General features: G+C 62.5%; 17 protein-coding genes and 2 pseudogenes. 6 read left to right on the forward strand and 13 right to left on the reverse strand.

Going from position 1 to position 26,592, the window contains the following annotated elements; translation table 11 throughout:
- Both X756_RS163745 and X756_RS163740 read right to left on the reverse strand, forming a co-directional pair.
- On the reverse strand, positions 1–3,360 hold the full coding sequence (locus X756_RS163745; RefSeq protein WP_023728358.1) for a transglutaminase family protein: 3,360 nt from the start codon (positions 3,358–3,360) through the stop codon (positions 1–3).
- Between the two features lie 250 nt (positions 3,361–3,610).
- Complete coding sequence (locus X756_RS163740) at positions 3,611–4,807, reverse strand: acyl-CoA dehydrogenase (RefSeq protein ID WP_023691708.1); 1,197 nt, start codon at positions 4,805–4,807, stop codon at positions 3,611–3,613.
- A gap of 106 nt (positions 4,808–4,913) precedes the next feature.
- Between X756_RS163740 and X756_RS01000000165080 the strand changes: the two are divergent.
- Positions 4,914–5,820 (forward strand): annotated as a pseudogene (locus X756_RS01000000165080) (LysR family transcriptional regulator).
- An 11-nt stretch (positions 5,821–5,831) separates the two neighbouring features.
- Here the strand turns inward: X756_RS01000000165080 and X756_RS1000000168530 are convergent.
- From X756_RS1000000168530 to X756_RS163700, 9 genes are all read right to left on the reverse strand, one after another.
- A complete protein-coding gene (locus tag X756_RS1000000168530; protein WP_023725140.1) occupies positions 5,832–6,014 on the reverse strand; it encodes a hypothetical protein in 183 nt (60 codons plus the stop codon).
- A 65-nt stretch (positions 6,015–6,079) separates the two neighbouring features.
- The gene (locus tag X756_RS163735) at positions 6,080–8,401 is read right to left on the reverse strand and encodes a Tex family protein (protein ID WP_023728359.1); all 2,322 of its coding nucleotides are present in this window, start codon (positions 8,399–8,401) and stop codon (positions 6,080–6,082) included.
- Between the two features lie 114 nt (positions 8,402–8,515).
- Positions 8,516–9,697 (reverse strand): serine hydrolase, encoded by a 1,182-nt coding sequence (locus X756_RS163730; protein WP_023728360.1) that lies wholly within the window; start codon positions 9,695–9,697, stop codon positions 8,516–8,518.
- Between the two features lie 32 nt (positions 9,698–9,729).
- The gene (locus tag X756_RS163725) at positions 9,730–10,926 is read right to left on the reverse strand and encodes a serine hydrolase (RefSeq protein ID WP_023728361.1); all 1,197 of its coding nucleotides are present in this window, start codon (positions 10,924–10,926) and stop codon (positions 9,730–9,732) included.
- Between the two features lie 62 nt (positions 10,927–10,988).
- A complete protein-coding gene (locus X756_RS163720; RefSeq protein WP_023671767.1) occupies positions 10,989–12,023 on the reverse strand; it encodes an extracellular solute-binding protein in 1,035 nt (344 codons plus the stop codon).
- 23 nt (positions 12,024–12,046) lie between these two features.
- Positions 12,047–12,847: an ABC transporter permease gene (locus X756_RS163715; protein WP_023671766.1), complete on the reverse strand. Its 801-nt coding sequence runs from the start codon at positions 12,845–12,847 to the stop codon at positions 12,047–12,049.
- The gene (locus X756_RS163710) at positions 12,840–13,760 is read right to left on the reverse strand and encodes an ABC transporter permease (protein WP_023728362.1); all 921 of its coding nucleotides are present in this window, start codon (positions 13,758–13,760) and stop codon (positions 12,840–12,842) included. The genes X756_RS163715 and X756_RS163710 overlap by 8 nt, the downstream gene beginning before the upstream one ends.
- A 2-nt stretch (positions 13,761–13,762) precedes the next feature.
- A complete protein-coding gene (locus X756_RS163705; RefSeq protein ID WP_023699750.1) occupies positions 13,763–14,863 on the reverse strand; it encodes an ABC transporter ATP-binding protein in 1,101 nt (366 codons plus the stop codon).
- Positions 14,864–15,019: 156 nt separating this feature from the next.
- Positions 15,020–16,699 carry an amidohydrolase gene (locus tag X756_RS163700; protein WP_023728363.1) on the reverse strand — a complete coding sequence of 560 codons (1,680 nt, stop codon included), beginning with the start codon at positions 16,697–16,699 and terminating at the stop codon, positions 15,020–15,022.
- Between the two features lie 277 nt (positions 16,700–16,976).
- Between X756_RS163700 and X756_RS163695 the strand changes: the two genes are divergently transcribed.
- The 3 genes and pseudogenes from X756_RS163695 to X756_RS01000000165085 all read left to right on the forward strand — a co-directional run bounded on the left by X756_RS163695 (position 16,977) and on the right by X756_RS01000000165085 (position 20,325).
- Entirely contained in the window at positions 16,977–17,630 is a 654-nt protein-coding gene (locus X756_RS163695) for a TetR/AcrR family transcriptional regulator (protein ID WP_023686329.1), read from the forward strand.
- 24 nt (positions 17,631–17,654) lie between these two features.
- Positions 17,655–18,686 carry a histone deacetylase family protein gene (locus X756_RS163690; protein ID WP_023728364.1) on the forward strand — a complete coding sequence of 344 codons (1,032 nt, stop codon included), beginning with the start codon at positions 17,655–17,657 and terminating at the stop codon, positions 18,684–18,686.
- A 326-nt stretch (positions 18,687–19,012) separates the two neighbouring features.
- Positions 19,013–20,325 (forward strand): annotated as a pseudogene (locus X756_RS01000000165085) (ImmA/IrrE family metallo-endopeptidase).
- 112 nt (positions 20,326–20,437) lie between these two features.
- Here X756_RS01000000165085 and X756_RS163685 read toward each other — a convergent pair.
- Both X756_RS163685 and X756_RS163680 read right to left on the reverse strand, forming a co-directional pair.
- Positions 20,438–21,631 carry a TMEM43 family protein gene (locus X756_RS163685; RefSeq protein ID WP_023728365.1) on the reverse strand — a complete coding sequence of 398 codons (1,194 nt, stop codon included), beginning with the start codon at positions 21,629–21,631 and terminating at the stop codon, positions 20,438–20,440.
- 64 nt (positions 21,632–21,695) lie between these two features.
- Positions 21,696–24,596, reverse strand: a complete 2,901-nt coding sequence (locus tag X756_RS163680) for a pitrilysin family protein (RefSeq protein ID WP_023728366.1) — start codon at positions 24,594–24,596, stop codon at positions 21,696–21,698.
- Between the two features lie 507 nt (positions 24,597–25,103).
- Between X756_RS163680 and X756_RS163675 the strand changes: the two genes are divergently transcribed.
- Positions 25,104–25,814 (forward strand): helix-turn-helix transcriptional regulator, encoded by a 711-nt coding sequence (locus tag X756_RS163675; RefSeq protein WP_023671758.1) that lies wholly within the window; start codon positions 25,104–25,106, stop codon positions 25,812–25,814.
- The gene (locus X756_RS163670) at positions 25,811–26,581 is read left to right on the forward strand and encodes a helix-turn-helix transcriptional regulator (protein WP_023728367.1); all 771 of its coding nucleotides are present in this window, start codon (positions 25,811–25,813) and stop codon (positions 26,579–26,581) included. The genes X756_RS163675 and X756_RS163670 overlap by 4 nt, the downstream gene beginning before the upstream one ends.
- The last annotated feature ends 11 nt before the right edge of the window (positions 26,582–26,592 follow it).

Genomic DNA, 26,592 nt, shown 5'->3' on the forward strand with positions numbered 1-26,592 from the left:
TCAGAGTCTTGCTGGCCGCCTGAGGTCAAGGGTCATGGGGAAGTCTTCAGAGGCTTCTTCATTGCGCACCACATAGGCCGACGGCGTATGGCCGCGCGGCTCGAAGCGGGCGAGACGCCGCGCCTCAGCCTCATTGCCGTTGACCGGGAAGGTGTCGTAGCTGCGCCCACCTGGATGCGCGACATGGTAGACGCAGCCGCCCACCGCCCGCCCCGACCAACGGTCGTAGATATCGAAGACGAGCGGCGTGTTGACCGGCAGCGCCGGGTGCAGGCCCGACGAAGGCTGCCAGGCCTTGAAGCGCACACCGGCTACCGCGACCTCGCGATTGTCGGTGACCTTCATCGGCACGATTCGGCCATTGCAGACAATGGCATGACGTTCCGGGTTGAGGCCTTCGGTCCTGACCTGCAGCCGTTCGACCGAGGAGTCGACGAAACGCACAGTGCCGCCGATTGCGCCTTGCTCGCCCATGACATGCCACGGCTCCAGCGCCTGCCGCAGTCCCAGCTTGATGCCGGCATGCTGGACTTCGCCGCAGAACGGAAAGCGGAACTCCAGCTGGGCATCGAACCATTCCGGCCGGAATTCGAAACCGTTGAGCTTGAGGTCGTCGAGCATGTCGAGGAAATCCGCCCAGACATAATGCGGCAGCATGAAACGGTCATGGAGCGAGGTGCCCCAGCGCACGAAGCGGCCATCAAGCGGGTTGTTCCACGCACGGGCGATGATGGCGCGTACCAGCAATTGCTGCGCCAGCGACATGCGCGCATTGGGCGGCATCTCGAAACCGCGGAACTCGACAAGCCCAAGCCGGCCGGTCGGGCCATCGGGCGAAAACAGCTTGTCGATGCAGATTTCCGAGCGGTGCGTATTGCCGGTGACATCGGTCAACAGGTTGCGAAACAGTCGGTCGACCAGCCAAGGCAGCGGTGGGTTGCCCTGGCCCGGGTGCGGCACCTGCGCCATCGCGATCTCGAGTTCGTAAAGCGAATCGTGCCGCGCCTCGTCGAAGCGCGGCGCCTGGCTGGTCGGGCCGATGAACAGGCCGGAGAATAGATAGGACAGCGACGGGCGCCGCTGCCATTGCAGCACCAGGCTCTTCAACAGATCGGGCCGGCGCAGGAACGGGCTGTCATTGGGCGTCGCGCCGCCGACGACGACATGGTTGCCCCCGCCGGTACCGGTGTGGCGGCCGTCGATCATGAACTTGTCGGCGCCAAGCCGCGTCTGCCGTGCTTCCTCGTAGATCGCCGTCGTCGTCGCCACGCAGTCCTGCCAGTTGGCAGCCGGATGGATGTTGACCTCGATGACGCCGGGATCGGGTGCCACCCTGATGACGTTGAGGCGCGGATCGTGCGGCGGTCCATAGCCTTCGATATGCACGGGAAGGCCGATCGCCTTGGCCGCGTTTTCGGCGGCTGCGACGAGTTCGAGATAGTCTTCCAGCGCCTCGACCGGCGGCATGAACACGCAAAGCCGCCCGTCGCGCGGCTCGACCGAAAGTGCTGTACGCACCGCGCCGCCGATCTCGGTGATCTCCTGCTCCACCCGGTCTTGCTGGCCGGTCGCCGCAGTGAACGATACCGCCTGCTGGCGCCGCGCCATCTCGTCGGCGCCTTCCAGTTCGGCCGGAGCCGGTTCTGGCAGTATGGCTTCCCGCGCCGGCAGCGGTCCACGCGGCAGCGACGGATCGACCGGCACGATATAGGGGAACTGTGCCGGCGGCACATAGGGCAGCGTGCCCAGCGGCAGGCGGTAGCCGACCGGGGAATCGCCCGGCACCAGGAACAGCCGCCCGCGCCGCGTCTTCCACTTCTCCGAGCGCCAGCGCGGGTCCGATGCCTGGCTGTTCCAGCGCTGGACCGGCAGCACATAGCCGGACGGCTTGGTCAGCCCGCGCTCGAACACTTTCGCCATGCGGCTGCGCTCTTCGGGGTCTTCCAGTTTGGAGTTGGACGGATCGACATTGTCGGGCAGCTTGCCTTCCTTCAGCAGCCATTCGGCCGGGTCCTCATAGGCCTCGCTGACCATCGCCTTGTCGATGCCGAGTTCGCCGGCGATTGCCGTCAGCAGGCTTTTCGCCTGCTGCGGCCCGACCTTCGCATCGCTCTTTTCGTGTGCGATCAGCGACGGATCGCTCCACACCGGCTGGCCGTCGGTGCGCCAATACAGCGAGAAGGTCCAGCGCGGCAGGCTCTCGCCCGGATACCATTTGCCCTGGCCGTAGTGGAGGAAACCGCCCGGCGCGAAGCGCTCGCGCAGTTTCCGGATCAACGCGTCGGCCTTTTCGCGCTTGGTCGGGCCGACGGCGGCGGTGTTCCACTCGGCGGACTCGAAATCGTCGATCGACACAAAGGTCGGCTCGCCGCCCATGGTCAGCCTGACATCACCCGCTTGAAGTGCGGCGTCGACCTTGTTGCCCAGCGCATCCAGCGCCTGCCAACTCTCATCCGAGAACGGCTTGGTGATGCGCGGATGTTCGGCAATGCGGTCGACACGCATGTCGAAGCCGAACTCGACATTGGCAAAGCTCGCCATGCCGGAAATGGGCGCGGCGTTGCGGAAATGCGGCGTGGCCGCCAGCGGCACATGGCTTTCGCCGGTGAGCAGGCCCGACGTCGGATCGAAGCCGATCCAGCCGGCGCCCGGCAGATAGACCTCGCACCAGGCGTGCAGGTCGGTGAAGTCGACGGCGGTTCCGGCTGGGCCATCGAGCGCGACCAGATCGGGCTTCAGCTGGATCAGATAGCCTGAGACGAAACGCGCGGCGAGGCCGAGATTCCTGAGGATTTGCACCAGCAGCCAGCTCGAATCCCGGCACGATCCCTTTTTCGCGGCCAGCGTTTCCTCCGGCGAGAACACGCCGGTTTCCATCCGCACGATATAGGCGATCTCCCGCTGCAGCCGCGCATTGAGGTCGACGACGAAATTGACGGTGTTGGTGGCGCTACGGTCGATGGTTGCGAGGAAAGCAGACAGCAGCGGCCCCGCCGGCTCCGGCGTGCGGTAGATGGCGAGATCGTCCCTGATGTCTTCGGGGTACTCGAACGGGAGGGTCTCGGCCGATGGCTCGACGAAGAAATCGAACGGATTGTAGACCGTCATGTCGGCGACGAGGTCGACCTCGATCTTCAATTCCGTCACCGGCTCCGGGAAGACGAAGCGGGCCAGGAAATTGCCGTAGGGGTCCTGCTGCAGATTGACGAAGTGGTTCGCCGGCCCGACCTTCAGCGAATGGCTGAGCACCTTGGTGCGGGAATGCGGTGCCGGCTGCAGCCTGATGACCTGGGGCCCGAGAACCACCGGCCGGTCATATTTGTAATGGGTCAGGTGGTAGACGGCTGCCAGTATTGCCATGGGGCCCCGGAGATCGGCGTTTCTTCAGCCGAACCCTGACACATCTATTGGCCATTCTCCAAGCAGAGATGTTGCGCTGCACCTAAATTAAGCAGCCGAAGCCGGCTACGCTGTGTCGAGATTCAGGTCAGGCCGAGTCGAAAATGGCTGATACCGAGAACCGGCGCAGAGCGTACTTTTGGTACGCGAGCACCGGAAGCGCAGACATCGGCCATTTGCAGGCCGGCCTCACCTGAACATCGGCACAGCTTTAGAAAAACGCCTGTATCCCCGTCTGAGCCCTGCCAAGGATCAGCGCATGCACGTCATGCGTGCCTTCATAGGTGTTGACCGTCTCCAGGTTCTGCGCGTGGCGCATGACGTGGTAGCCGATCTGGATGCCGTTGCCGCCATGCATGTCGCGGGCCTGGCGGGCGATGTCGAGCGCCTTGCCGCAATTGTTGCGCTTGACGATCGAGATCATCTCCGGTGCCATCTTGCCCTCGTCCATCAGCCTTCCGACCCGCAAGCTGGCCTGCAGGCCCAGCGCGATCTCGGTCTGCATGTCGGCGAGCTTTTTCTGGAACAGCTGCGTGCCGGCGAGCGGCTTGCCGAACTGCTTGCGGTCGAGTCCATACTGCCGGGCCCGGTGCCAGCAATCCTCGGCGGCGCCCATCGCGCCCCAGGAAATGCCGTAGCGGGCCCGGTTGAGGCAGCCGAATGGGCCGCCGAGGCCCCTGGCGTTGGGCAGCAGCGCGTCTTCGCCGACTTCGACGCCTTCCATCACCACCTCGCCGGTGATCGAGGCCCTAAGGCTGAGCTTGCCGCCGATCTTCGGCGCCGACAGCCCCTTCATGCCCTTCTCCAGCACGAAACCGCGGATTTCGTCCTTGCCGTTGTCGCCCTTCAGCTTCGCCCAGACCACGAACACGTCGGCGATCGGCGCGTTGGATATCCACATTTTCGAGCCGGAAATCTTGTAGCCGTTCGCCGTCTTCTCGGCCCGCGTCTTCATGCCGCCCGGATCGGAACCGGCATCCGGCTCGGTCAGGCCGAAACAGCCGATCCATTCGCCCGAAGCCAGCTTCGGCAGGTATCTCTTGCGCTGCTCTTCCGTGCCATAGGCATGGATGGGATACATCACCAGCGACGACTGCACGGACATCATCGACCGGTAGCCGGAATCGACCCGCTCGACCTCGCGCGCCACCAACCCGTAGGTGACGTAATTGGCGCCGAGCCCGCCATATTCCTCGGGAATGGTGATGCCGAGCAGGCCGGCCTCGCCCATCTCGCGAAAAATGCCGGCGTCGGTCTTTTCCTCGAGATAGGCCTCCTCGATGCGCGGCGCGAGCTTGTCGGCGGCAAAGGCGGCCGCGCCATCGCGCACCATGCGCTCATCCTCGGAAAGCTGGTTCTCGATCAGGAAGGGGTCTTCCCAGACGAACGCGTTCTTGTCGGCGGCCATGGCTTCGCTCTCTCCCAAAATCTTGAAGTGCTCGGGCTTATCCACCTCCGCTTCGGAAAAATCAAACAAAATTGCATCACAGATCAATGAGGTTTAGTAATGGATCATGAACGTCCAACGCCGGCTTTTACCCAGCACCAGCGCCCTTGCCGCCTTCGAGGCCGTGGCCCGCCTTGGCTCCTTCACCGCTGCCGCCCAGGAACTCGATTTGACCCAAGGGGCCGTCAGCCGCCAGATAGCACTTCTGGAGGAACAGTTCGGCCGCCGGCTGTTCGAGCGCGACAGCCGCAATGTTCGGCTGTCCACGGCGGGCGAAATCTATGCCGAAGCCGTGCGGGCGGCACTCGGGCAATTGCGCGACGCCGCGCTCGGATTGATGAGCAATCGGCATAGCGGCATGCTGAACCTCGCCATACTGCCGACCTTCGGCACGCGCTGGCTGATGCCGCTGATCCCGGATTTCGTCGCAGAAAACCCTGACATCACCATCAACTTCGTCACCCGCATCGGCCGCTTCGACTTCGCCCGCGAGCGGCTCGACGCCGCCATCCATCATGGCCAGCCCGACTGGCCGGACGCCGACTCCACGCTTCTGATGCGCGAGNATGCCGGTGGTCTCGCCAGACTTCCTTGCCAGCCGCGATATCACCACGGCGGCCGACATCAGCCGCCTGCCGCTGCTGCACATGGCGACGCGTCCCGGGGCCTGGGGCGAATGGTTCGAGGAACAGGGCTTGAGCGCAGCGATCGGACCCGGCATGCAGTTCGAGCAATTCGGCACCGTTGCCCAAGCCTGCATGGCGGGGCTTGGCGTCGCGCTCCTGCCGCAAGTTCTTATCGCCGGCGAATTGCAGCGCGGTCAGCTCGTGCCGGCACCGGGACAGCCGATGCAAAGCCGCAGCGCCTACTACCTCGTCGTCCCGAACGACAAGCGCGGCCACCCGCCCGTCGTCAGTTTTCGCGACTGGCTGCTGGGCCAGGTTGACAAGGAACCGGCCGTTCTGGCCTGGTAGCTACTTCCGCTTCATCGGCTCGGTTTCCGGCTGGAAGCGCAGCGTTTTTGCGACTTGCGTTCGGCAACTTTCGCATCGAGGTTGCTTTTGATCCGGGCGAAAGCCTGGTCTCCATCGACCGAACTGCCACTCGCCATGCCCTCGTCCCAAAGACGCCCCAACTCTTGGACACTCACTTTCTCGAAACTTGCCATATCGCGCGTATCTCCACACAAGGATGGTAGATAACGCTCTAGCGATTGCAAGGAACCATTCGAGGCTACTTCCGCTTCAAGGCATCGGCCAATGCTGCGCCAAACGCGCCTTGCTGTGCCGGTCGTTCCGGCTGACGCTGCGGCATCGGCGAAGGTTGCGCCGGCTTGCCGCCGCCATTGTCGCGCGGCCCCTTCGGCGTCCCGCCCTCGCCGCCGTCCTTGCGCATGGACAGCGCGATGCGCTTGCGCTTGATGTCGACATCGACGACCCGCACCTTCACCACGTCGCCGGCCTTCACCACCTCATGCGCGTCCTTGATGAAACGATCGGCCAGTTGCGAGACATGCACCAGCCCGTCCTGGTGCACGCCGATATCGACGAAGGCGCCGAAGGCAGCGACATTGGTAACGGTGCCTTCCAGAAGCATGCCGGGCTTCAGATCCTTGATGTCGTCGATGCCATCGGCAAAGGTTGCGGTCTTGAAGCCGGGGCGCGGATCGCGGCCGGGTTTTTCCAGTTCGGCAATGATGTCGCGCACCGTCGGCAGGCCGAAGCGTTCGTCGACGAAGACTCGCGGATCGAGCGCCTTGAGCGCTGCGCTGTCGCCCATCAGCGAGCGCACATCGCGGCCGCAGGCGGCTACGATCTTCTTGGCCACGCCATAGGCTTCCGGATGGACCGACGAGGCGTCGAGCGGCTCGCTGCCATTGGCAATGCGCAGGAAGCCTGCGGATTGTTCGAACGCGCGCGGTCCGAGCCGCGCCACCTTGAGCAGTTCCTTGCGGCTGGCGAACGGCCCGGTCGCATCGCGATGCGCGACAATGGCATCGGCAAGCGACGCGCCTAGGCCTGACACGCGGGCCAAAAGAGGCGCCGAGGCAGTGTTGAGATCGACGCCGACGGCATTGACCGCGTCCTCCACCACCGCCTCCAACGAGCGGCCAAGCCGGTACTGGTCGACGTCATGCTGGTACTGGCCGACGCCGATCGATTTCGGTTCGATCTTGACCAGTTCGGCGAGCGGATCCTGCAGCCGCCTGGCTATGGACACCGCACCGCGCAGCGACACGTCGAGCCCGGGAAACTCAGCCGCCGCTGTCGCCGAGGCCGAATAGACGGAGGCGCCGGCCTCGCTGACGATCACCTTGAGCGGCTTTGGCCCACCATCCGAAGGCATGTCGGACAACATGTCGGCGACCAGCTTTTCAGTCTCGCGGCTGCCGGTGCCGTTGCCGATCGAAATCAGCTCGACCTTATGCTGGCGGATGAGTGCTGCGAGCTGGGCCTGTGTGCCGCGCACATCGTTCCGCGGCGGAAATGGATAGACGGTCGTCGTCGCCAGCACCTTGCCGGTGCCATCCACGACAGCGACCTTGACGCCGGTGCGGATGCCGGGATCGAGGCCCATGGTCGGCCGCGAGCCGGCGGGTGCTGCCAGAAGCAAATCCTTGAGGTTGCGTGCAAAGACATGGATCGCCTCTTCCTCCGCCCGCTCGCGCAGGTCGCGCATCAAATCGAGCGTCAGGTGCAGCGAAAGCTTGATCCGCCAGGTCCAGCCGGCCACTTCCATCAGCCAGCGGTCGCCCGGCAGGCTGCCGCCGATGGCGTAGGCATTGGCGATCATCCGCTCGACCGGCTTCACCGGCGAGGCATCGTCGGCATCGACCTCGATGTCGAGCGACAACACCTCTTCGTTGCGGCCGCGCAGCATGGCCAGCGCGCGGTGGCTCGGAACATTTGCCCAACGCTCGACATGCTCGAAATAGTCGGAGAATTTCGCCCCGGCCTCCTGCTTACCGTCGACGACACGGGCACGCATGAAAGCGCGCTCCTTCATGTAGGTGCGAAGCTTGCCGACCAGATCTGCATTTTCCGCAAACTGTTCCGACAGGATGTCGCGTGCGCCTTCCAGTGCGGCCTTGGCGTCGGTCACATCCTCGGTCACATAAGCCAGCGCCGTCTCGGCGGGCACCAACGACCGGTTGGCCAAAATAGCCTCCGCCAATGGCCCCAGCCCGCGCTCCCGGGCGATCTCGGCCTTGGTGCGCCGCTTGGGCTTGTAGGGCAGGTAGATGTCTTCCAGTTCAGCCTTAGTGGCGGCAGCCACAATTTTGGCCTCAAGTTCGTCGGTCAGCTTGCCCTGCTCGCGAATCGAACCAAGGATCGTATCGCGCCGCGCATCGAGCTCGCGCAGATAGGCCAGCCGCTCGGCAAGGTCGCGCAATTGCGTGTCGTCGAGCCCGCCGGTGACCTCCTTGCGGTAGCGCGCCACAAACGGCACCGTCGCGCCCTCATCGAGCAGCCCTATAGCTGCCGATGCCTGCTCCGACCGCGCCCCGATCTCTGCCGCGATGATGGATGCGATGCGTTTGCTGTCTGCTGCCATGCTGGTCCCTGTCGCAAAGAGCGGCGACCATAGGCGCTGATGTCCGTCACGCCAACCGCAGTGTTCTCAAGCGTCAAAGAGGTCCACAGGAAAGCGCCTTGCTTTGGCTCGTCCTCAGACCATCCCGCTCAGCGCCTCGAAAAAGGCAACGATCTCGCGTTCGAGCGGATAATCTTCAGGCACCGGCTGCGACCCCATTTTTGCAATCACCACTTCCGTCTTCGGGTTGACGTAGAGCCATTGGCCGTGGATGCCGATGCCGCAGAAAGCACCGTTTGCCGCCCCTGTCTGGTACCATTTGTTGCGATAGCGGCCCTTCGGGAACAGATGCACCATCGTGCCGCGCTGCCAGGCCTCCGCGCTGCCGCCGGCAACGGTCGTATCGCGCACCCAGCCTTCCGGCACGATGCGCCGGCCATTGGCCGTGCCGCCCTGCCGCATCATCTCGCCGATACGCGCCAGGTCGCGCGGCGTCACCGAAATGCCGCCGGCGGTGCGCGCCGTACCTTCCATGTCGACGCCGATCGAAGCCTCGCTGACTGCACCCAGCGGTAGCCACAGTTTCTCGCGCATCAGGTCCGGGAAGCGCTGGCCGGAAGCTCGTTCGAGCAGCAGGCCGAGCAGATCGGAATTGGGCGAACGGTAGCGGAAGGTTTTGCCGTGCGGTTCTTCGAGCCGCTGCAAGGTCAGAATGAATTCGCGCAAGCTTTCAGTGCCGCCGCCCGGATTCCACAGCGTCGCGCGGCGGTAACGGGCAAAGGCGCTTTCGGGATCGAGATAGGCCTCCTCAAAATCGAGGCTGACGCTCATGTCGAGCACATGCCGGCAGCTTGCATCGGCATAGGCCGAGCCGGCGGCTTCCGGAATGTACTGGGTCACCGGCGCTTCCGGGTCGAACACGCCCTCGCCTTCCAGTATTCCGGCGATGATCGCGGTGACCGATTTGCTGATCGAAAAGATGATGTGACGGGCGCCGAAATCCATATTGGGCGCGAACCAGTCGCCGATGACCTTGCCAGCCTTCATCACCGTCAGCGCGTCGCTGCTCGAACGTGTGAGGAATTCGGCCACCGTCTCCGGCGCGCCGGCAACGGAGACGTTTTCGCCGAGCAGGCCGCTCAGGTCCCGCACCGGTGCCTCGACGCTTCCCGGCGTCGCCGCCACGGGGGCGGTAGGCACCAGCTCGCCAAGGTTCTGGAACGACCAGCGGTTGAACGGGCTTTCGCGCCAGTTGGAGAGCAGCACCTCATTGCGGGCGAAGCCGTAGCGGGTCTCGAACGCGGTCTTGCCGGTCATGAACGTTTCCTCAGAGGGTGATTTGTTGTGGGTCAACCAATCGCCATGGCGATGGTGTGCACCGCCTTCAGCGTTGCCACCGAATAGGCGACATTGCTGAAATCCGGATAGGTCGAAAGCTTGACCACGACCATGCCGGTGTCCCAGTCGATATGGATCATCTGCCCGAACACGCCCCGGCACATCAGCGCGCGTGAGCGCGGGTTTTCGATCCAGAACTGGTTGCGATAGCTGCCTTCGGGCAGGCTCGGATTGAAATCCGGCCCATGCCTGCCGTTGCGCGTCGCCTCGATCCAGTCGGCCGGCACGATGCCGCGGCCCTTGTCGAGGATCAGCTGGCCGAAGCGGGCGTAATCGCGCAGCGTCGCGTTGAAGCCGCCATCGGCCAGCGCATAGCCGGCGCTGTCGACCGTGAAGCAAGCGCTTTCATCGGCGCCGAGCTTTTGCCACAGCTCCTCGGACACCAGCTGCGCCAGCCGTTTACCGGTGACCCGCTCCATGATGAAGGCAAGCACGTCGGTCTCGATCGAGCGGTACTCGAACGCGGCGCCATGCGGCCGCACCTTGTCCTTCAGCTGCAGGATCAACTCGAACAGATGCGGCGGCCATTGGAAATCCGGATCGCTGTCCGTCGGCACCGGCTTCCAGCCCGTGGCGACATCAACCTGGCCGATGTCGGAATAGCGATCGGTGTATTCCTCGGAAAAGCGTACACCGGTGGTCATATCCAGCACATGCTGCACGCTGGCGCCGGCCCAGCCGGTCGCGCCGAGCTCCGGCAGATAGGCGGTCACCGGTTTGGCCGGGTCGATCAAGCCGCGCCCAACCAGAATACCGAACACGGTGCCTGTTACCGGCTTCGCCATCGACTGCGACAGATGCAGCGTGCGCTCGGCCATGCCGTTGAAATAACGCTCATAGGCGACCTTGCCGTTTTTGAGCACCAGGAAACCGTCCGTGTAGGTCTCGTCCAGCAGGCCAACGAGCGTCGTCGGACGCCCCTCGCTGTCCTCGACCGCCAGCATGTCGAGATTGGTCTCTGCGCGCTCAAGACGATGGCGATGGCCGCTGCCGCGCCAGACCTCGATGGTCGGCAGGAATTCGCGGATGTGCTGAAAGGCCCAGCGATTCCATGGCGGCCGGTCCCAATCGAGCTTCGGCGGCACCATTTGCGGCGGCGAGCCCTGCATGATCGGTGGCCGCGGATCGCTGTTGCGATAGGAGTCCATGAAAGCCATTCCGGAAAAGAAAAGGCCCGGCGGCGGATGCCGCCGGGTCTGTCAGACTGCGGTTATTTCTGCAGTTCGGTCCAGATCTTGGTGTAGATGTCCTGGATCTCAGGCGCGCACATCTTCTGGAATTCGCCTTGTGCCTTCGCAGCCTCCGGAATGACGACTTCCGGGGCATCCTTCATATCGGCCGGCATGTACTTGTCCGAGCCGGTAATGGCGTTTGCGTAGCGATGGAAGGCCGAGAGGCCGGCCGCGTTTTCCGGATCCATGATGAAGTTCTGAAACAGCTTGGCGTTCTCGACATTTTTGGCTTCCTTGAGAACGACGACGTTATCGCTCCACAGGCCGTAGCCTTCCTTCGGATAATTGTAATGGATGGCCGGATTGGCCAGCCGCTGACGCAGCGCCGAACCGTTCCAGTCGCTGGTCGCCTTGAAGTCGCCGGCGCCCATCTTTTCGATGGTGTTGTATTCCATGGCGATCCAGTTCGGCTTGGCCGCGACAAGCGTGTCGCGCACCTTCTTCAGCACCGTCTTGTCGTCGGTGCACTGCTGGCCGCCGACATATTTGATCGCCGCGAAGATAACGTCATTCATCTCGGGAACGACATTGGTCTTGCCCTTCAGCTCGTCCGGCGTGTTGAAGATGATGCCCCAGCTGTCGGCTGGTCCCTTGTAGGCATCGGTGTTGACGACGACGCCGACGGTGCCCAGCGCCCACGGCACGGAATATTTGCGGCCGGGGTCGAAGTCTGGATTGGCCCATTCCGGCGCCACGTTCTTGAAGTTCTCCATCTTGCCCGGATCGGTCTCCTGCACGAGGCCCTCCTTGATCCAGATCGGCACGTAGGTTTGCGACGGAACGGCGATGTCGAAGCCGGTGCCGCCCTGGCGTACCTTGGCGAGCGCCGTATCGTTGGAATCGTAATCGGTGATCGTCACCTTGACGTTGTATTTGGCTTCGAACTTTTTGATCACATCGGGGCTGGTATAGTTGCCCCAATTGTAAATGTTCAGCTCGCCATCGGCGCGGGCCAGGCTCGTCGTTGCGAGCAGCGCCAACCCGATGGCGGCTGTCGTTGTTTTCCAGTTCATGGTTTTAGCTCCCATTTGTCGGTTCAGTCTCTTTTCCTGCTGACGAAGAAAAACAACGTGACGATCGCGACCGAAAGCAGCAGGAAGGCGGTCGATATCGCGTTGATCTCAGGCGTGATGCCGCGGCGGATCTGGCCGAGCATGTAGGTGGGCAGCGTATCCTGGCCGCCCGATTTGACAAACTCGGTGATGACGACGTCATCGAGCGAGATGACGAAGGCCAGCATCAGTCCGGCCAGTATGCCGGGCCACAAAAGCGGCAGCGTGATGCGGCGGAAGGTCTTCCAAGGCGTCGCGTACAGATCGGCGGCCGCGCGCTCCAGCGTCAGGTCCATGTTTTCCAGCCGCGCCCGGATCGGCAGATAGGCAAACGGGATGCAGAACGCCGTGTGCGCGGCGATCAGATAGCCAATGCCGGAATAGCCGGTGAAGATCTTGATGCGCGAGAAGAAGATCAGCAGCGCCACGCCGGTGACGATCTCGGGCACCATCAGCGGCTGGTTGATCGCCGCATATTTGAAGGTGAGGCCCGGATAGGACGCGGTGCGCGTGGTGGCGAGCGCGGCCATGGTGGCAAAGATTGTGGACAGCACCGCAGCGACGGCGCCGATCTGGAACGAGCGTAGCGTCGCGTCGATAACTTGCACGTTCTGCCAAGCCGACTGGAACCAGCGCATCGAAAAGCCGCCCCATTCGGACGTCGAGTTCGCCGCGTTGAAGGCATAGGCGACCAGCACGATGATCGGCAGATAGAGCACGATAAAACAGGTCGCAGCGATCACCGTGAAGCCGGTCTGGTGCTTGATGGAAAAGTTCTTAGCCATGCCGCGCCCCCGACTTGCCGGCATTGCGCACATAGGCAAGCAGCGCCACCATGACGATGATCATCACCGTGATCGACAGCGCCGAGCCGAGCGGCCAGTTGCGGCCTTGGCCGAACTGCAATTCGATCAGGTTGGACAGCATCATATTCTTGCCGCCGCCAAGCACGCTCGGCGTCACATAGGCGCCAAGGGCTGGAATGAAGACCAGGATGGAGCCGGCAATGACGCCGGGTTTGACCAGCGGGAAAATGATCTTCCGCAATACCTTGAATCGGGTCGCGTAGAGGTCGTAGCCCGCCTCGACGAGGCGAAAATCAAGCTTCTCCATGCTGGCATAGATCGGCAGCACCATCAGCGGCAGATAGACATAGGCCATGCCGATCAGAATCGCCGTGTCGGTGAAGAGGATCTGCACCGGCGCCGAGACGATACCAAGCTTGATAAGGATGGTGTTGATGATGCCTTCGTTGCGGATGATCTGCAGCACGGCGAAGGTGCGGATCAGCAGGTTGGTCCAGAACGGAATGGTGATCAGGAACAGCCAGAGATCCCTGGTTTTCTCGCTGCGCGTCGCCATGAAATAGGCGGTTGGAAACCCCAATGCCAAAGTGGCGATCGTCGTTATCACCGCCAGCTTGATCGAGCGCCAGAAGATGGTGACATGCGCTGCCGCAAGCGAAAGCGTATCGTCGAAAATGTCGCGTTCCATGAACACCGACAGCCAGGCATCGGGCGAAAACTGCCACTTCACATCGCCATAGGGGCCAGGCGTCAGGAACGAGTAGATCAGCACGATCAGCAAGGGGCCGGTCGCGGCGAGCAAGATCACCAGCAAGGCTGGCGCTGACAGCAGCCAGCGGTCGCGCACATCGCGCCGCTCCGCTGCCTTGGCGACTTGTTCCGCGGTCGCCATGATCAGTCCTTCAGCACTTGCGCGGCGTCGTTGCCGATCGTGATGCCGATCTGGCCGCCCTGCACGAAGCCGTCACCGGCGCCGCGGCTGTTCTGACGCCGCACGATGAACGGCTCGCCACCGGCAAGGCGCAGATGGAAGTGCGTGTCGGTGCCGAGATAGACGATGTTTTCGACGGTACCGGACAGCGAAGCGCTCGGGCTGGCCGTGCCCAACTGCGCATGCTCTGGACGCACGACGATGGTGACCTTGCCGCTGGGGCTGAAGCCTTCCGGCAGCGAGGCTGGGATTTCCACACCAGACGGCAGCTTCACCGTCGCCCGGCCACCAGTCGCGCTAACCACATCCGCCTTGAGGAAGTTCGACTCGCCGATGAAGTCGGCGACGAAACGCTCGGCCGGCCGGTCGTAGATGTCGCGCGGCGACCCGACCTGCAGGATCTTGCCCGACGACATCACCGCGATGCGGTCCGACATGGTCAGAGCTTCCTCCTGGTCGTGGGTGACGAAGATGAAGGTAATTCCGGTCTCGTGCTGCAGCCGCTTCAATTCGATCTGCATTTCCTTGCGCAGCTTGTAGTCGAGCGCCGAGAGCGGTTCGTCGAGCAGGAGCACCTTGGGCTGCGGCGCCAGCGCCCGGGCGAGCGCCACGCGCTGCTGCTGGCCGCCGGAGATCTGGCTGGTTCGGCGACCCGCCAGCGCCTCCATCTTCACCAGTTTCAGCATCTCGGCGACGCGCGCCTTGATCTCGGCCTTCGGCTTGCCCAGCATTTCCAGGCCAAAGCCGATATTGTCGGCGACCGTCATATGCGGGAACAGCGCGTAGGATTGGAAGACGGTGTTGACCGGCCGCTTGAAGGGCGGCAACGGTGCGATGTCCTGGCCGTAGAGGAGGATTTCGCCGGCGGTTGGAAAGTCGAAGCCGGCAATCAGCCGCAGCAACGTGGTCTTGCCGCAGCCGGATGGTCCCAGCAGGGTGAAGAACTCATTCTCGCGGATGGATACCGAGACCGTATCGAGGGCAGCGACCTGCCCCTCACCCGATCCGAAAATTTTACTGACGTTTACGACTTCAATTGCATTCCGATCCGGTTTTTCCGGCACGATACGCCTCACTGTTGACCCCGCTCTTGCTGGCGGAGTTTTTCCCCTGTTCGATGTGACCACACGGCCGGTAGGTTGGCAAGTCCGGCATTGAATCACAGTTCAGTCGGTCATTTCGTCTTGCAAGCGGCAAGCTGTGCAAGCCGCATGCCATTGTCAGGCCTGGTAGGTGACCTTGCCACCGCAGACCGTCGTCACCGGTCGCAGCTTGTGCAGATCGGCCGGCGCCGTCTTCTCGATATCGGCCGACAAAACCACCAGATCCGCCATGTAGCCGGGTTTCAGAACGCCTTTGCGATGCTCGGCGAATTCGGCATAGGCGCCCTCGACCGTGTAGGCGGCAATCGCTTCCTGCAGCGAGAAACTCTGGTCAGGATCGCCTTCTGCCCATGGTTTGCGCTGCACTGCCGCCTGAATGCTCAGGATCGGGTCGATCGCCGCCACCGGCCAGTCCGAGGCGAACACGACATGGGCGCCGGCGCTTTTCAGGGTGCGCCAGGCATAGCTCAGCGGCCAGCGGGCCGGTCCGATGCGTGACACCGTCGGCTCCAGTGGAAAATCCATGGCGCCGGGCGGATGCGACGGCTGCATCGAGGCGATGACGCCGAGTTCGGCAAAACGCGGCACGTCGGCTGCTGTGGTGACCTCGATGTGCTCAACCCTGTGCCGGCTGTCGCGCCTGCCATTGAGCTTCTGCGCCGCCTCGTAACCGTCGAGCACTGCGCGCACCGCGCCGTCACCGATCGAGTGCACCGCGATCTGCAGCCCGCGTTTGTCGATAGCCACGGCGAGATCGATAAATTGCTGCGGCGTGAACAGCGGCTCGCCGACCCAGTCGGGACGATCCGCATAGGGTTCGACCATAACAGCGGTCCAGGAATCGAGCACGCCGTCATAGAACACCTTGACCATGCCCGATGACAGCCACTCACTGTGGTAGCGCTCGGCCATGACGGACGCCTTCTCGAGCATGTCGAGCGTCATGAAATTCTTGTAGTGGAACGGGATCTTGACGCGGCAGGGCAATCCCTCCTCGGCCTCGATCTCGGAAAGCAGTTCGAGCTGGTAGAGATTGCCGTCCATGTTCTGGATCGAGGTGATGCCGTGGCGCGCGCACCATGCAAGCCCGCGCCGCATGATGTCGCGGTCGGCGGCCCGCTCGGCGGCCGACGGCATTGGGTCGGGCTCACCGCCGGTCGACAGCCCCAGCCGCACCCGGCTTTCGCCGGCAAGGTCGAGCACCGGACCGAAGGCCTCGCCCTCGCGCAATTCGCCCGCGGCCAGGCCGTCGCCACCCATCACGATCTCGTTGCCCGGACCGAGCGTGCGTCCCTTCAGGATGCCGGCTATCTCCAACGCCTTGGTGTTGGCCCACATCGTATGGTGGTCGGGCGCTGCCATGCAGAAGGGGCGGTCGGGCAGGATGGCGTCGAGATGATGGCGTGTCACCCGCTCGCCGCCGAGCACGGTGTAGTCGACGCCCTGGCCCACAAGCATTTTCGCCTCGGGCCGCGTCGTTGCGTAGTCGCGGATGGCGCTTTGAAGCGCCTCGAAGCCATGGATACCGCCGAGTTGAAGATGCGCGAGCTCGGCCCCTCCCGAGAACAGATGCATGTGGGCTTCGATGAAACCGGGCAGGACCGAACCGCCCTTGGCGTCGATCACCTCTGTGGTCGTTCCCTTGAGTTTTTCGATGGCGGCGTGGTTGCCTATGGCGATGATGGCGCCGTCCTTGACGGCAATCGCCTCGGCGGCGGGATTGTCATCGTCCATGGTCCGCACGCGACCATTGATGACGATCAGATCAGCATTTTGACCCGCACCCGTGACAGACATCGCGACTCCGCGCTTTTGACGACTGGCTGAGACCGACAACCCTCTTGTCCAACAAGCTGCCACTCCGCTGGAGCGGCGTTATCGGACGAAAACTGATGCCAGTGCGCTGTTTCGAAATTCCCCTTGTGATCTCTCAAAACAGCGTGGATAAAAGAATGCGACTAATTATTCGCGTTTGTCAACGTGCCGAATTTCGAATGTATTGTGGACAACACACCACGCCAATGTTGAGACCGGGACCTGTGTTGAAACCGGCAGGGAACGAAGGCATCAATCCGTGAAGCGCAGTCTCAGCCGCGAAACCAGGATGGCGCTCGAACCGCGCAAGCAGCCGCGGCAGGAACGGTCGAGCAAGGTGGTCGACAGGATACTCGACGCTGCGCTGATCCTGACGCGGGAGCAAGGAACCAAGACGCCGACGACGCTCGCCATTGCCCGGCGCGCGGGCCTGTCGGTCGGTTCGGTCTACCAGTACTTTCCCAACAAGGAAGCCATTCTCCTCGACCTCGCCCGGCGCTGGCTGTCGTCGTTTCCCGAGGTGATCGCCAGGCGCATCGAGGTCACCCCACCCACCAACCGCGACGAGTTTCGGCAGGAGGTGCGCAAGCTCTTCATCGATACCTCCAGAATATATCTCGAAAACGCCACCCTGATGCCGGTGATCGAGGCGATATCCGGCAATGCCGACCTCAGGCCGATCCAGGACGAATATGACGAGCAGATCATCGCGCTTTACGCCGCGTGGCTGCAGCATGTGAACCCGGCCCTTGAAGACAAGATCGCCAGCCGGCTCGGCGTGCTGATGATGGATGTCGGGCACGCCTGCCGGCTTGTGGGGTTGAAGCGGGATCGCAAGACATACGACCTCATCGAGGACGATGTGGAAAGAATGTGGCTCGCTTTGGTCACCCCCTATCTCAACCTTGACTGATTTCGCTATTTCGAGAGGAAATTCATGAAGACTGTCTATTCGCCGCTTCATGCCGGCCATGCCGGCCAGATGGAACTGGTCACGTCGGCAATCGTGCCGGGTTTCGAAAAGCCGTCGCGGGCCGAGTTCATCAAGGCGCGGGTCGAGAGCGAGAAGCTGGGGCCGATCATCGGACCGGTCGAGCACGATCTCACAGCCGCCAAGCGCATCCACAAGGCCGACTATATCGACTTCCTGCCGACCGTCTGGCCGGCGTGGAAGGCCGCCGGCTTCGAGGGCACGGCGATGCCCTTCACCTGGCCGACGCGCGGCCTGCGCGGCGACGTGCCACCCAAGCGCGTCGACGCCTTGCTCGGCTACTATTCCTTCGACGCCGGCGCCACCTTCGTCGAAGGCACATGGACCGCGATCAAATCGTCCTATGACGTGGCGCTGACGGCGGCGGCCTTGGTCAAGGGTGGCGAGCGGTCGGCCTTCGCGCTCTGCCGCCCGCCCGGCCATCACGCCGGTGCCGGGTTCATGGGCGGCTACTGCTACATCAACAATGCCGCGGTCGCCGCGCAGTGGTTCCTCGATCAGGGCGCAAAACGCGTCTCGATCCTCGACGTCGACTATCACCACGGCAATGGCACGCAGGAGATCTTCTATGAACGCGCCGACGTGCAGGTTCTCAACCTGCATGGCGATCCCATGGTGGAGTATCCGTTCTTCCTCGGCCATGCCGATGAACGCGGCGCCAGCGCCGGCGAAGGTTTCAACGTCAATTATCCCATGCCCTTCGGCACCAATTGGGACGCCTGGAACGCCTCGCTGGAGGACGCTTGCGCCAAGCTCGCCGCCTACGCCCCCGATATCGTCATCGTGTCGCTCGGCGTCGACACCTTCGAGAAGGACCCGATCAGCCAGTTCAAGCTGAAAAGCCCGGACTATCCGAAGATCGGCCGGCGCATCGCAAAGCTCGGCCTGCCGACGCTGTTCGTGATGGAAGGCGGCTATGCCGTCGAGGAGATCGGCATCAACGCCGTCGGCGTGCTGACCGGCTTCGAGGACAAGTAGGGGCAACGAGGGCGTCAGCAAGACGCCCTTCATTCGCGGCACGCTGGCGCGAGATGGAAGCCGCTAGTCGGCAATCCAACCCTGCCGCCGTTCAGAGTGCTTCAGTCGTTACCCGAACCTGCCGTTCGTCCGTGGCCTAGCAACGGCAGAGCCGGTCCTTGGAATTGGCCTGTCGCGCTGGAGCGTAATGCTTCTACGCAACAGGTTGATTGTTCTCGCGAAGCGTCTTGTTCACGCGATTCCTCCAGGGATAAATTCACTTTGCAAAAGCTGCTGGCAAAGTAGAACATATGCGGCTTTCCTGAACTCTTAGCCTCGAGGCAAGCGTGAATTCGACCAGCAAAGGTGATAAACTAGAAGACGCATTCCACCGCTACCTTGTCGACCAAAAAGATCGCGGGGAGCTAGTTTTTGGCGCGTATCCATCGCAAAACTGCAAAATTTATAAGAAGAAAGAATACTATTGTCGCGAACGCGAGGCATACGTTGAATTCGATGTCGTTTTGGAACTGTACCGAACTGGCAGCGATGTCCCACACCTATACGTCATATTCGAGTGCAAGAATCATGACGCCAGCGTCTCCGAAATATACGTCAACGATTTTTCATCGAAGATTGGCCGGATATTTCCGCATGCGTCGAAAGGGGTCATAGTAGTAACTTCGAGGCTGCAGTCTGGAGCAGAGATGGTCGCCAGAAATGGCGCGATGGGCATTGTAAAATTCGACGAGCATGGTTTGGAAATCGTTGCGGATCGCAAAAGTTCTTTTCTGGAACATGGCTTCGTGCGCGCCCAATTTTCAGAAGCGATGATGTCGCTAAGTCTCTAAAGTTCTCCGGTTTCCATGACGGCAAATTTTTCGCAACCTTAGACGAGTTGCTGACAGATCTGGATCCAGAGGCAGCCGCTCTCTCTCGATACGATCTCGAAGCCGGGGGTCGATCGGTGCCCTTCTTATCGATAGAGCAAATCAAAGTGGCCGCAGAGAAAGCGCTCAAATCAATCGATTACACGTCCGATGCAGTAGACTTACCCAAGCTTTGCCAAATGCTATCTATCGATTTACAGTTTTCTGATCGTGAAATGATCGACGTTGACGGGACCCCGATCTTGGGGTCGGCAAACTTCAGGCGAAAAATGATTATGATAAACTCACACTCGCTCCAGACACGAGAGCGCTTTACGGTTGCACACGAGATTGGCCATTTCGTTTTGGACCATGAACGATATCTACGCTCTGAGACCATTGTCGAGCGAGACCTTTTCATTACGAATGAGAATTCTAACAGATTTAACTATGAAAGATTAGAGTATCAGGCAAACGCATTCTCGGCTGAACTGATATTACCCGATGAAATTTTTCTACAAAAAACAGCACAGACTCGCCGACAATTAGATATAAAAGATCGAGGGCACGGGTATATATTTGTCGACGACCAGCCATGCAATTTTCTTGTCTACAATGAATTACTTTCGCGCCTATCAACGTACTTTGCGGTTTCGAAGCAGGCAATCGAAGTGAAATTTAAGAAGTCGAAAATGCTGACCGATCAAAGAAGAAGGAATGAAATTCCACCGATAGCCAGCCTCATTAACGTCCATTTCAAAAGCATTGAGTTGTATCAACAAAAAATATGAAGGCGTGTCGCGAGGCGACAGAATTTAGGACAGCTGCCGTAGCGTCGCCATCCTGAAACCTGCCTATCCGCTTCACCAATGTCGGTCATTCCTCCATTTATTGCTTCGCGAGCTACGCTGGTGCGTCGGTGCCTGCCGTGCCCATCGGCGCGGCTGCCTTTCGCGACCGGCCGATGCGGTAGACAATCACCGCCGCAATCACGCCTGCCGCCAGGATGGCCACCGCCAGCAACGGCCGGTACCAGAACCAGGCAATCGCAATCGTCACCGTGCCGACCAGGATCGCCAGGACGAAGGCGATGATGCCGGTGCCCATCCGCGCCATGCTGCCGAGGAAGGGTATGACGTCGAGGATCACCCCGATCGGGCTGAGGAACAGCGCAAAGCCTATGGTCAGCAACAGCAAGCCGCCGCCGCGCAGCAGCCAGGTGATCAGCGTGTTGGCGCTGACGGCGTCGGCGAACATCTTTTCGGCCGGGACGTTGCCGGTGTCGACCATCAGCAGCGCATCGCCGGCTTGCGTCTGGTAGGGCTCGAAGCGGCTGCCGGCCTGGCGCGCGATGATACTGATCACGCCCAGCGGCGCCAGTTCGTAGCCGATGCGATAGTCGCCCAAAGCGGGCGTCGTGTTGTCATTGCCGAGAAAAATCTTGCCATCGACGATGCTGAGCGGTTTCGTTCCGGTATAGGCAGCCTTTATCGCCGCCGACTGGTCGGCTGAGAGCGAATAGTCCTTGTCACCCTCGATACGGTCCAGCACTGGCGTATCGAGATCGAAGGCGACAAGCTTGCCCTCGGGAATCTGGAAGGTCCGGCCGTGGATTTCCATCGGCGGATTCTGGTGGCCGTCCGGCTTCTTGAAGTCCGACGAGTCGATCTGGCTTTCGTCCCACACCTTGGAATAGCTGTAGGTGGTCACCGTCTCTTCGCCACCGCCGAGCTTCTTGGTCGTCTCCGACTTGGAACCTTCCTTCCACTGATACATCTCGACACTGCGCGACAGCCGCAGCCCTTGCGTGGCGATGCCGAAATCCGGATCCGCCAGGCCGCTGTCCGCCGTCACCAGTCCGCTGACATGAACCAGCTTGCCGTCATTGGCGGTATCGACGCTGTCGGCGCCGACCGAAACCACCGCTCCAGAACCTTCGGCCAGCGAGCGCGCCGTCTGCACGGCGCGGCCTTCGTTGCAGAACAGCCCGATCACCATCAGCACGATCAGGATAAGGCCGAAGATGACCCCGCCGACCGCGCGCTTGATCCGCCCGAACCACGAGACGGATGTGACTTCCCGAAATGAATCGCTCATCGTTTCCCCCGAAACAAAGTTACCCCAAAATTACAACGCGGCCGGCGGCTGCGCGTTTAGCCCGTCAATCGGCGTGGATCTGCGCGCCGCAATCCCTTTCGCCGGCGCAGGCGTGCACCGCGCGCGTCGTGCCGCCATCGCCAACCCGCCACGGTGAAGCGGACAGTGGCGCTTGCCTCTTATTGCCCAGAAGATCAAGCGCCCGCATAGCGGTCTGCTCCTCCGCCTCGTCACGCTTGACGATCTCGACGTCCTTGAGGCCGATCGCGGCAAGCTGCGGCATCACCACATCAGGGTCGCCCGCCACCACGATCAGCGACGGATCGAGCGACGCCAGGGCCAGCGCCTGTTTCTGAACCGCATCGAGCGTCAGCTTTGTGCGCGCCGCCATGCGGGTTTGCTGGTCCTCCAGCGTCGATCCGCTGCCGACCGCGCCAATCAGCGAGGAGAACAGACCAGCCGACGTCTCGGCCGATCCAGCCAGCGCCCGGCGATAGACAGTCACCGTGCGGTCGACTTCGTCCTGCGCCACCGGCAAGGTGGTCAGGCCGGCAAATCCTTTCAGGATTTCGGTAATCGCCGGCCCGGTGTTGGCGCGCTCGACGGTGGTTGCCACGACCAATCCCGAGCCGGCCTTCATCGGGCTCATCAGATAGCTCGACACGCCATAGGAGTAGCCCTTCTCCTCGCGGATCACCGAATTCAGCCGGCTGGAGAAATCGGCGCCAAGCAGGTTGGAGACCGCGGTCGATTCAGCGCGCTCGCTCTCGTCGGTGCCGGGCGCCGGCCGCGCCACGAACAGCGCCGACTGGCTGGCGCCGGGTTCGGGCACCAGCAGCACTTTCTGTCCCCCGTTGAAATGCGCCGCCGGCGACGGCTCGACGGCATAGCCGGCGGTGTCGCTTGTCCACGCGCCGAATGCTTTTTCAAGGCTGGCGGCGACGGTCGCGACCGGCATCGGGCCGACGCTGTAGAAGGTCACCGCCTTCGGCGTGAACTCCGCCTTGAATGCGTCCCTCGCCTCGTCGAGCGAGATCGAGGTCAGCGCCTTTGCCGACCAGTCCACCGCTGCCTTGCCCGGCACCTGCGGGATCAGCGTCGCCTTTGCCATGCGGCCGGCAACGCCGGGCAGATCCGCCTCGCGGCCGTTTAGCCAGTCGACCGTCTGCGCCATCAGCACCGTCCATTCGGTCTTGTCGAAACGAGGCTTCAGTACCGCGTCGGCGAGCAGGCCAATACCCTGGTCGAGCTTTTCCGGCGGCACGCCAAGCGTCATCATCGTGGTCAGCGTTCCGGCCTGGTGGCTGACGCCGGCGCCGATGTCGCTGGCCGCCTTGGCGAAATCAGCCGAGCCGCGATCGGCGGCCCCGCGTGTCGCCATGCTTGCTGCAAGCTCCAGCAATCCCTCCTTGCCTTCCGGCACGCTGTTCCAGCCGCCGGCGGCACTGGCCGCGACATAGACCATCGGCGCTTCCGGCATTGTGTAGTGGACGAGTTTGATGCCATTCGAGAGCGTCGCCGTTTCCATGGCGGGCAGTGTTGCCGAAGGCGCTTGCCCGGCCGCATGCTTCGGAATGTCGATCGCCGCTCGCTCCGGTGCGGTGAACGGCTGCGGTGTGCCGGACGAGCCGATCAGTGCATCGGGATAGCTGCCCCGCGGGCCGGGCTTCAGCATCAGTACGCTGGCATCTTCCGGTTTCAACAGCCGCTTCATCGTTGCCTCGACATCCGCCACGCTGGCGTCCTTCACCCGCGGGGCGTCGACCAGCGCGCTCTGCGCATCGCCGAGCACGTCGGCATTGTAGGAGACGACGCCGGCGCGATCCTTCAGTGCTTCGCTGCCGAGCCGCGCTGCCTGCAAGATGCCGGTGCGCGCACGCTCGACATCGACCGGATCGAGCGGGGTCTTCAGGAAATTCGCGAACGCCGTTTTCATCGCGCTTTCCAGCGCTTCCGGCGCCACACCTTCGGCGGCACCCGCCTCGAAGGTAAAGCGGCCACCGAGCAGACCGCCGGTCCAGCTCGCGCTGGCATAGGTGGCAATGCCCAACTGCGAAACCAGCCGGTTGCGCAAAAACCCATATTCGCCGTTGCCGAGCAGTTCGGCGGCAATGCTGAGCGCACCATTGTCGGGCGACTGCGCCACCGGGCCACTGAAGCCGACCACGACGATGGGGCTTGGCACACGATCCTCGAGCACCAGCTTGAGCCGGGCCTGCGTCGGTGCCGGCACGGCGGGCCGCACCACATCGGCGCCGCGCGCCACGCGGCCGAACGTGTCGGCAATCAGCGCCTTGGTGTCGTCGATCTCCAAGTCGCCGACCAGCACCAGCACCGCATTGTTGGGCAGATAGTAGCTGTTGAAGAAACCCCTGACATCGTCGAGCGTCGCCGCATCGAGATCNGAGCCGATGACCATGCGGCTATAGGGATGCGGCTTCGGGAACAGCCCGGACCAGAAAGCTTCCCAGCCGGATGCGCCGGCCTTGTCGAGCACGTTCTGGCGCATCTCGTTCTTGACCACCGAGCGCTGCAGATCGAGCTTGGCCTGAGTCACCGAGCGGCCGAGATTGGCCATGCGGTCTGCCTCAAGCGACAAGATCATCGGCAGTGACGACGACAGCCCGTCGACATAATAAACCGTGCCGTCCTCGGTGGTCCAGGCATTGATCTCGTTGCCGAGCGCGGCGTGCGCGCCGAACACGTTCGGCCAGGCCGGCGTGCCGGAAAACATCAGATGTTCGAACAGATGCGCAAAGCCCGAGCGTCCCGCGGGTTCATTCATCGACCCGACGCGGTAGCGCAGGTTCATCACCACCTTCGGCACGCGATGGTCGGGCACCAGCACCACCTGCAGCCCGTTGTCGAGCGCATAGGTAACGGTCGGCTCAGCCTTGGCGGGCGCTGCCATGCCGGCAAGAACCGCAAGCACCACCGTGAACGCCAGGAAAACCTGCTTCATCATGAGCCCCGATGCTGATGGCCGCGAGCAAGCGCCGCCAAATCCGCCGTATGACCGAAGGGATGCCCACCCCTGCCGGCTGCCGAGACCCTATCGGAATCGATCGGCCCTCGATACGGCAGTATCGCAACACCCTCTGGCTTTTTCGTGTCGGCGTTTCAGGCCTTTTGCAGCGGAAAAGGCCGCGAAAGCCGCCCCTGAGTCGCTTGAGTCCAATAATATTGATTTTGTCAAATCGCGTTTGATGTCGGATTCATCTGCGGGTAGATTAGACCCGAATCAGCCGGTCCTTGGGGGGCGCGGCGACCACCCAAAGTCTCAAGTTCCGGCCAATGACCGGCACCAGACGCGGACGGCTTCGCGTTCCCTGAATGGATTCGGCGATCAGCGCGACCGCCGCGCCGTGTGAGTGCTTCGTAAACGTGATGCGTCTTCAAGTTCGGCCGCTGCTAACCCCAGCGTCCGGGCTCAAGAAAAGACTCCGGCCATGACATACAACCAAAGCATCCAATGAGCAGTTCCGCCGCGCTTCTCCAATCCGATACGTTAGGCTCGCGCCTCGAATCGCGCGGCGATCTCACCTCCTTTTTCATGCAGCTTGCCGCCGAGATCGGCGCCGACAGCTACATGCTCGTCGCCATCGTCCACGACCAGGATCGCAACGACGCCCGCATCGTCTCATCCAACTGGATCTTCGACGCCATTGAACTGATCGGCAAGCGGCTTATCGCCGGCCTTGCCCAGGGACCGCTGACCGTTGCACCTGGCATCCGCCCGAGGCCGCTGGTCGCCGCCGCGGCGCCCGACGCCGGCGGACTGCTCACCGGCGAAGAGGCGCGCCTGCTCGATGTGCTTGGCCATGCCGAAGTCTATTCATTGCGGCTCAATGTCGGCCGCCAGCGGCTGTTTGCGCTTTTCTCCGCGGCCGAGGCCGGCAGTATCGACCAGCCGGCGCTGATGAAGGCTCAGTTGAAGTGCTGCTACGCGCTGTCCGCCATCCCGCAATTGATCGCCGCCGCCGCCATGCAGGACCCGCTGTCCGACCGCGAGCGCGAATGCCTGTTCTGGGTGTCTGAAGGTAAGACCACCGATGAGGTCGCGGTGATCCTCGGGGTCTCGTCCAACACCGTCAACAGCTACATCACCCACGCCATCCAGAAATTCGCGGCCTCGAACCGCGCTATGGCCATCGCCACGGCGATCAGGAGCGGCATCATTTGAAACACGCTGACATCAAGGCGGCGGCCGAAGCCCTTTTCAACGAGCAGCGCAATCCGTTCGGCGCCTTCTCCATCGGTTCCGAGACGCACCATGCCGTCACCATCCCGGACGCGGTGCGCCGCTGCCGCTGGATCGCCGTCGACATCAACGCGTCGGCGTTTGGCCTCTATTTCGTCAGCCCCTCGCCGGAACGGGCGCGCCTGGTGCCGAGCTTCGATTCCGACTATCCAGCCACTGCTGTTGCGACCAAATTCATCGCCGGCGCCAATGGCGAGGAGATGGTGCGCCACAGCGGCGCCTCGACAGCGCCGCGCTGGTGGGCCGATGACGGCATCGCCGGCTCGGACGCCGTCTTCCAGAACCTCGCCTGGGCGGAGCGGACGGCGCCGCTGGCGCCGGGCACCAACGGCATTGCCTTTCCCGTCCATGCCGATCGCGGCCATTGCGGGCTGGTGGTGTTCCTCGGCTCGACGATCGCTCTGCCGGAGGACACGCTCTACGAAATCCACGCCCGCTGTTTTTCGCTGTTCGCCGCCGTCGCCCGCATTCGTCCGAACGATGCCGGCCGGATGCGGTCGATCTCCAAGCGTGAACTGGAGTGCCTGAAGCTGACCGCCAACGGCAACACCAGCGAAGAGATCGCCAGGCTGCTGAAGCTGTCGGTCCACACCGCCAACCAGTATCTCACCCAGTCGACGCAGAAGCTCAACGCGGTCAACCGCAACCAGGCGGTGGCCAAGGCGCTGCGCCTGGGTCTGATCGAGTGATCAAAGCCGCG

The organism is Mesorhizobium sp. LNJC405B00 (genome assembly GCF_000502615.1).
GTDB lineage: Bacteria > Pseudomonadota > Alphaproteobacteria > Rhizobiales > Rhizobiaceae > Mesorhizobium.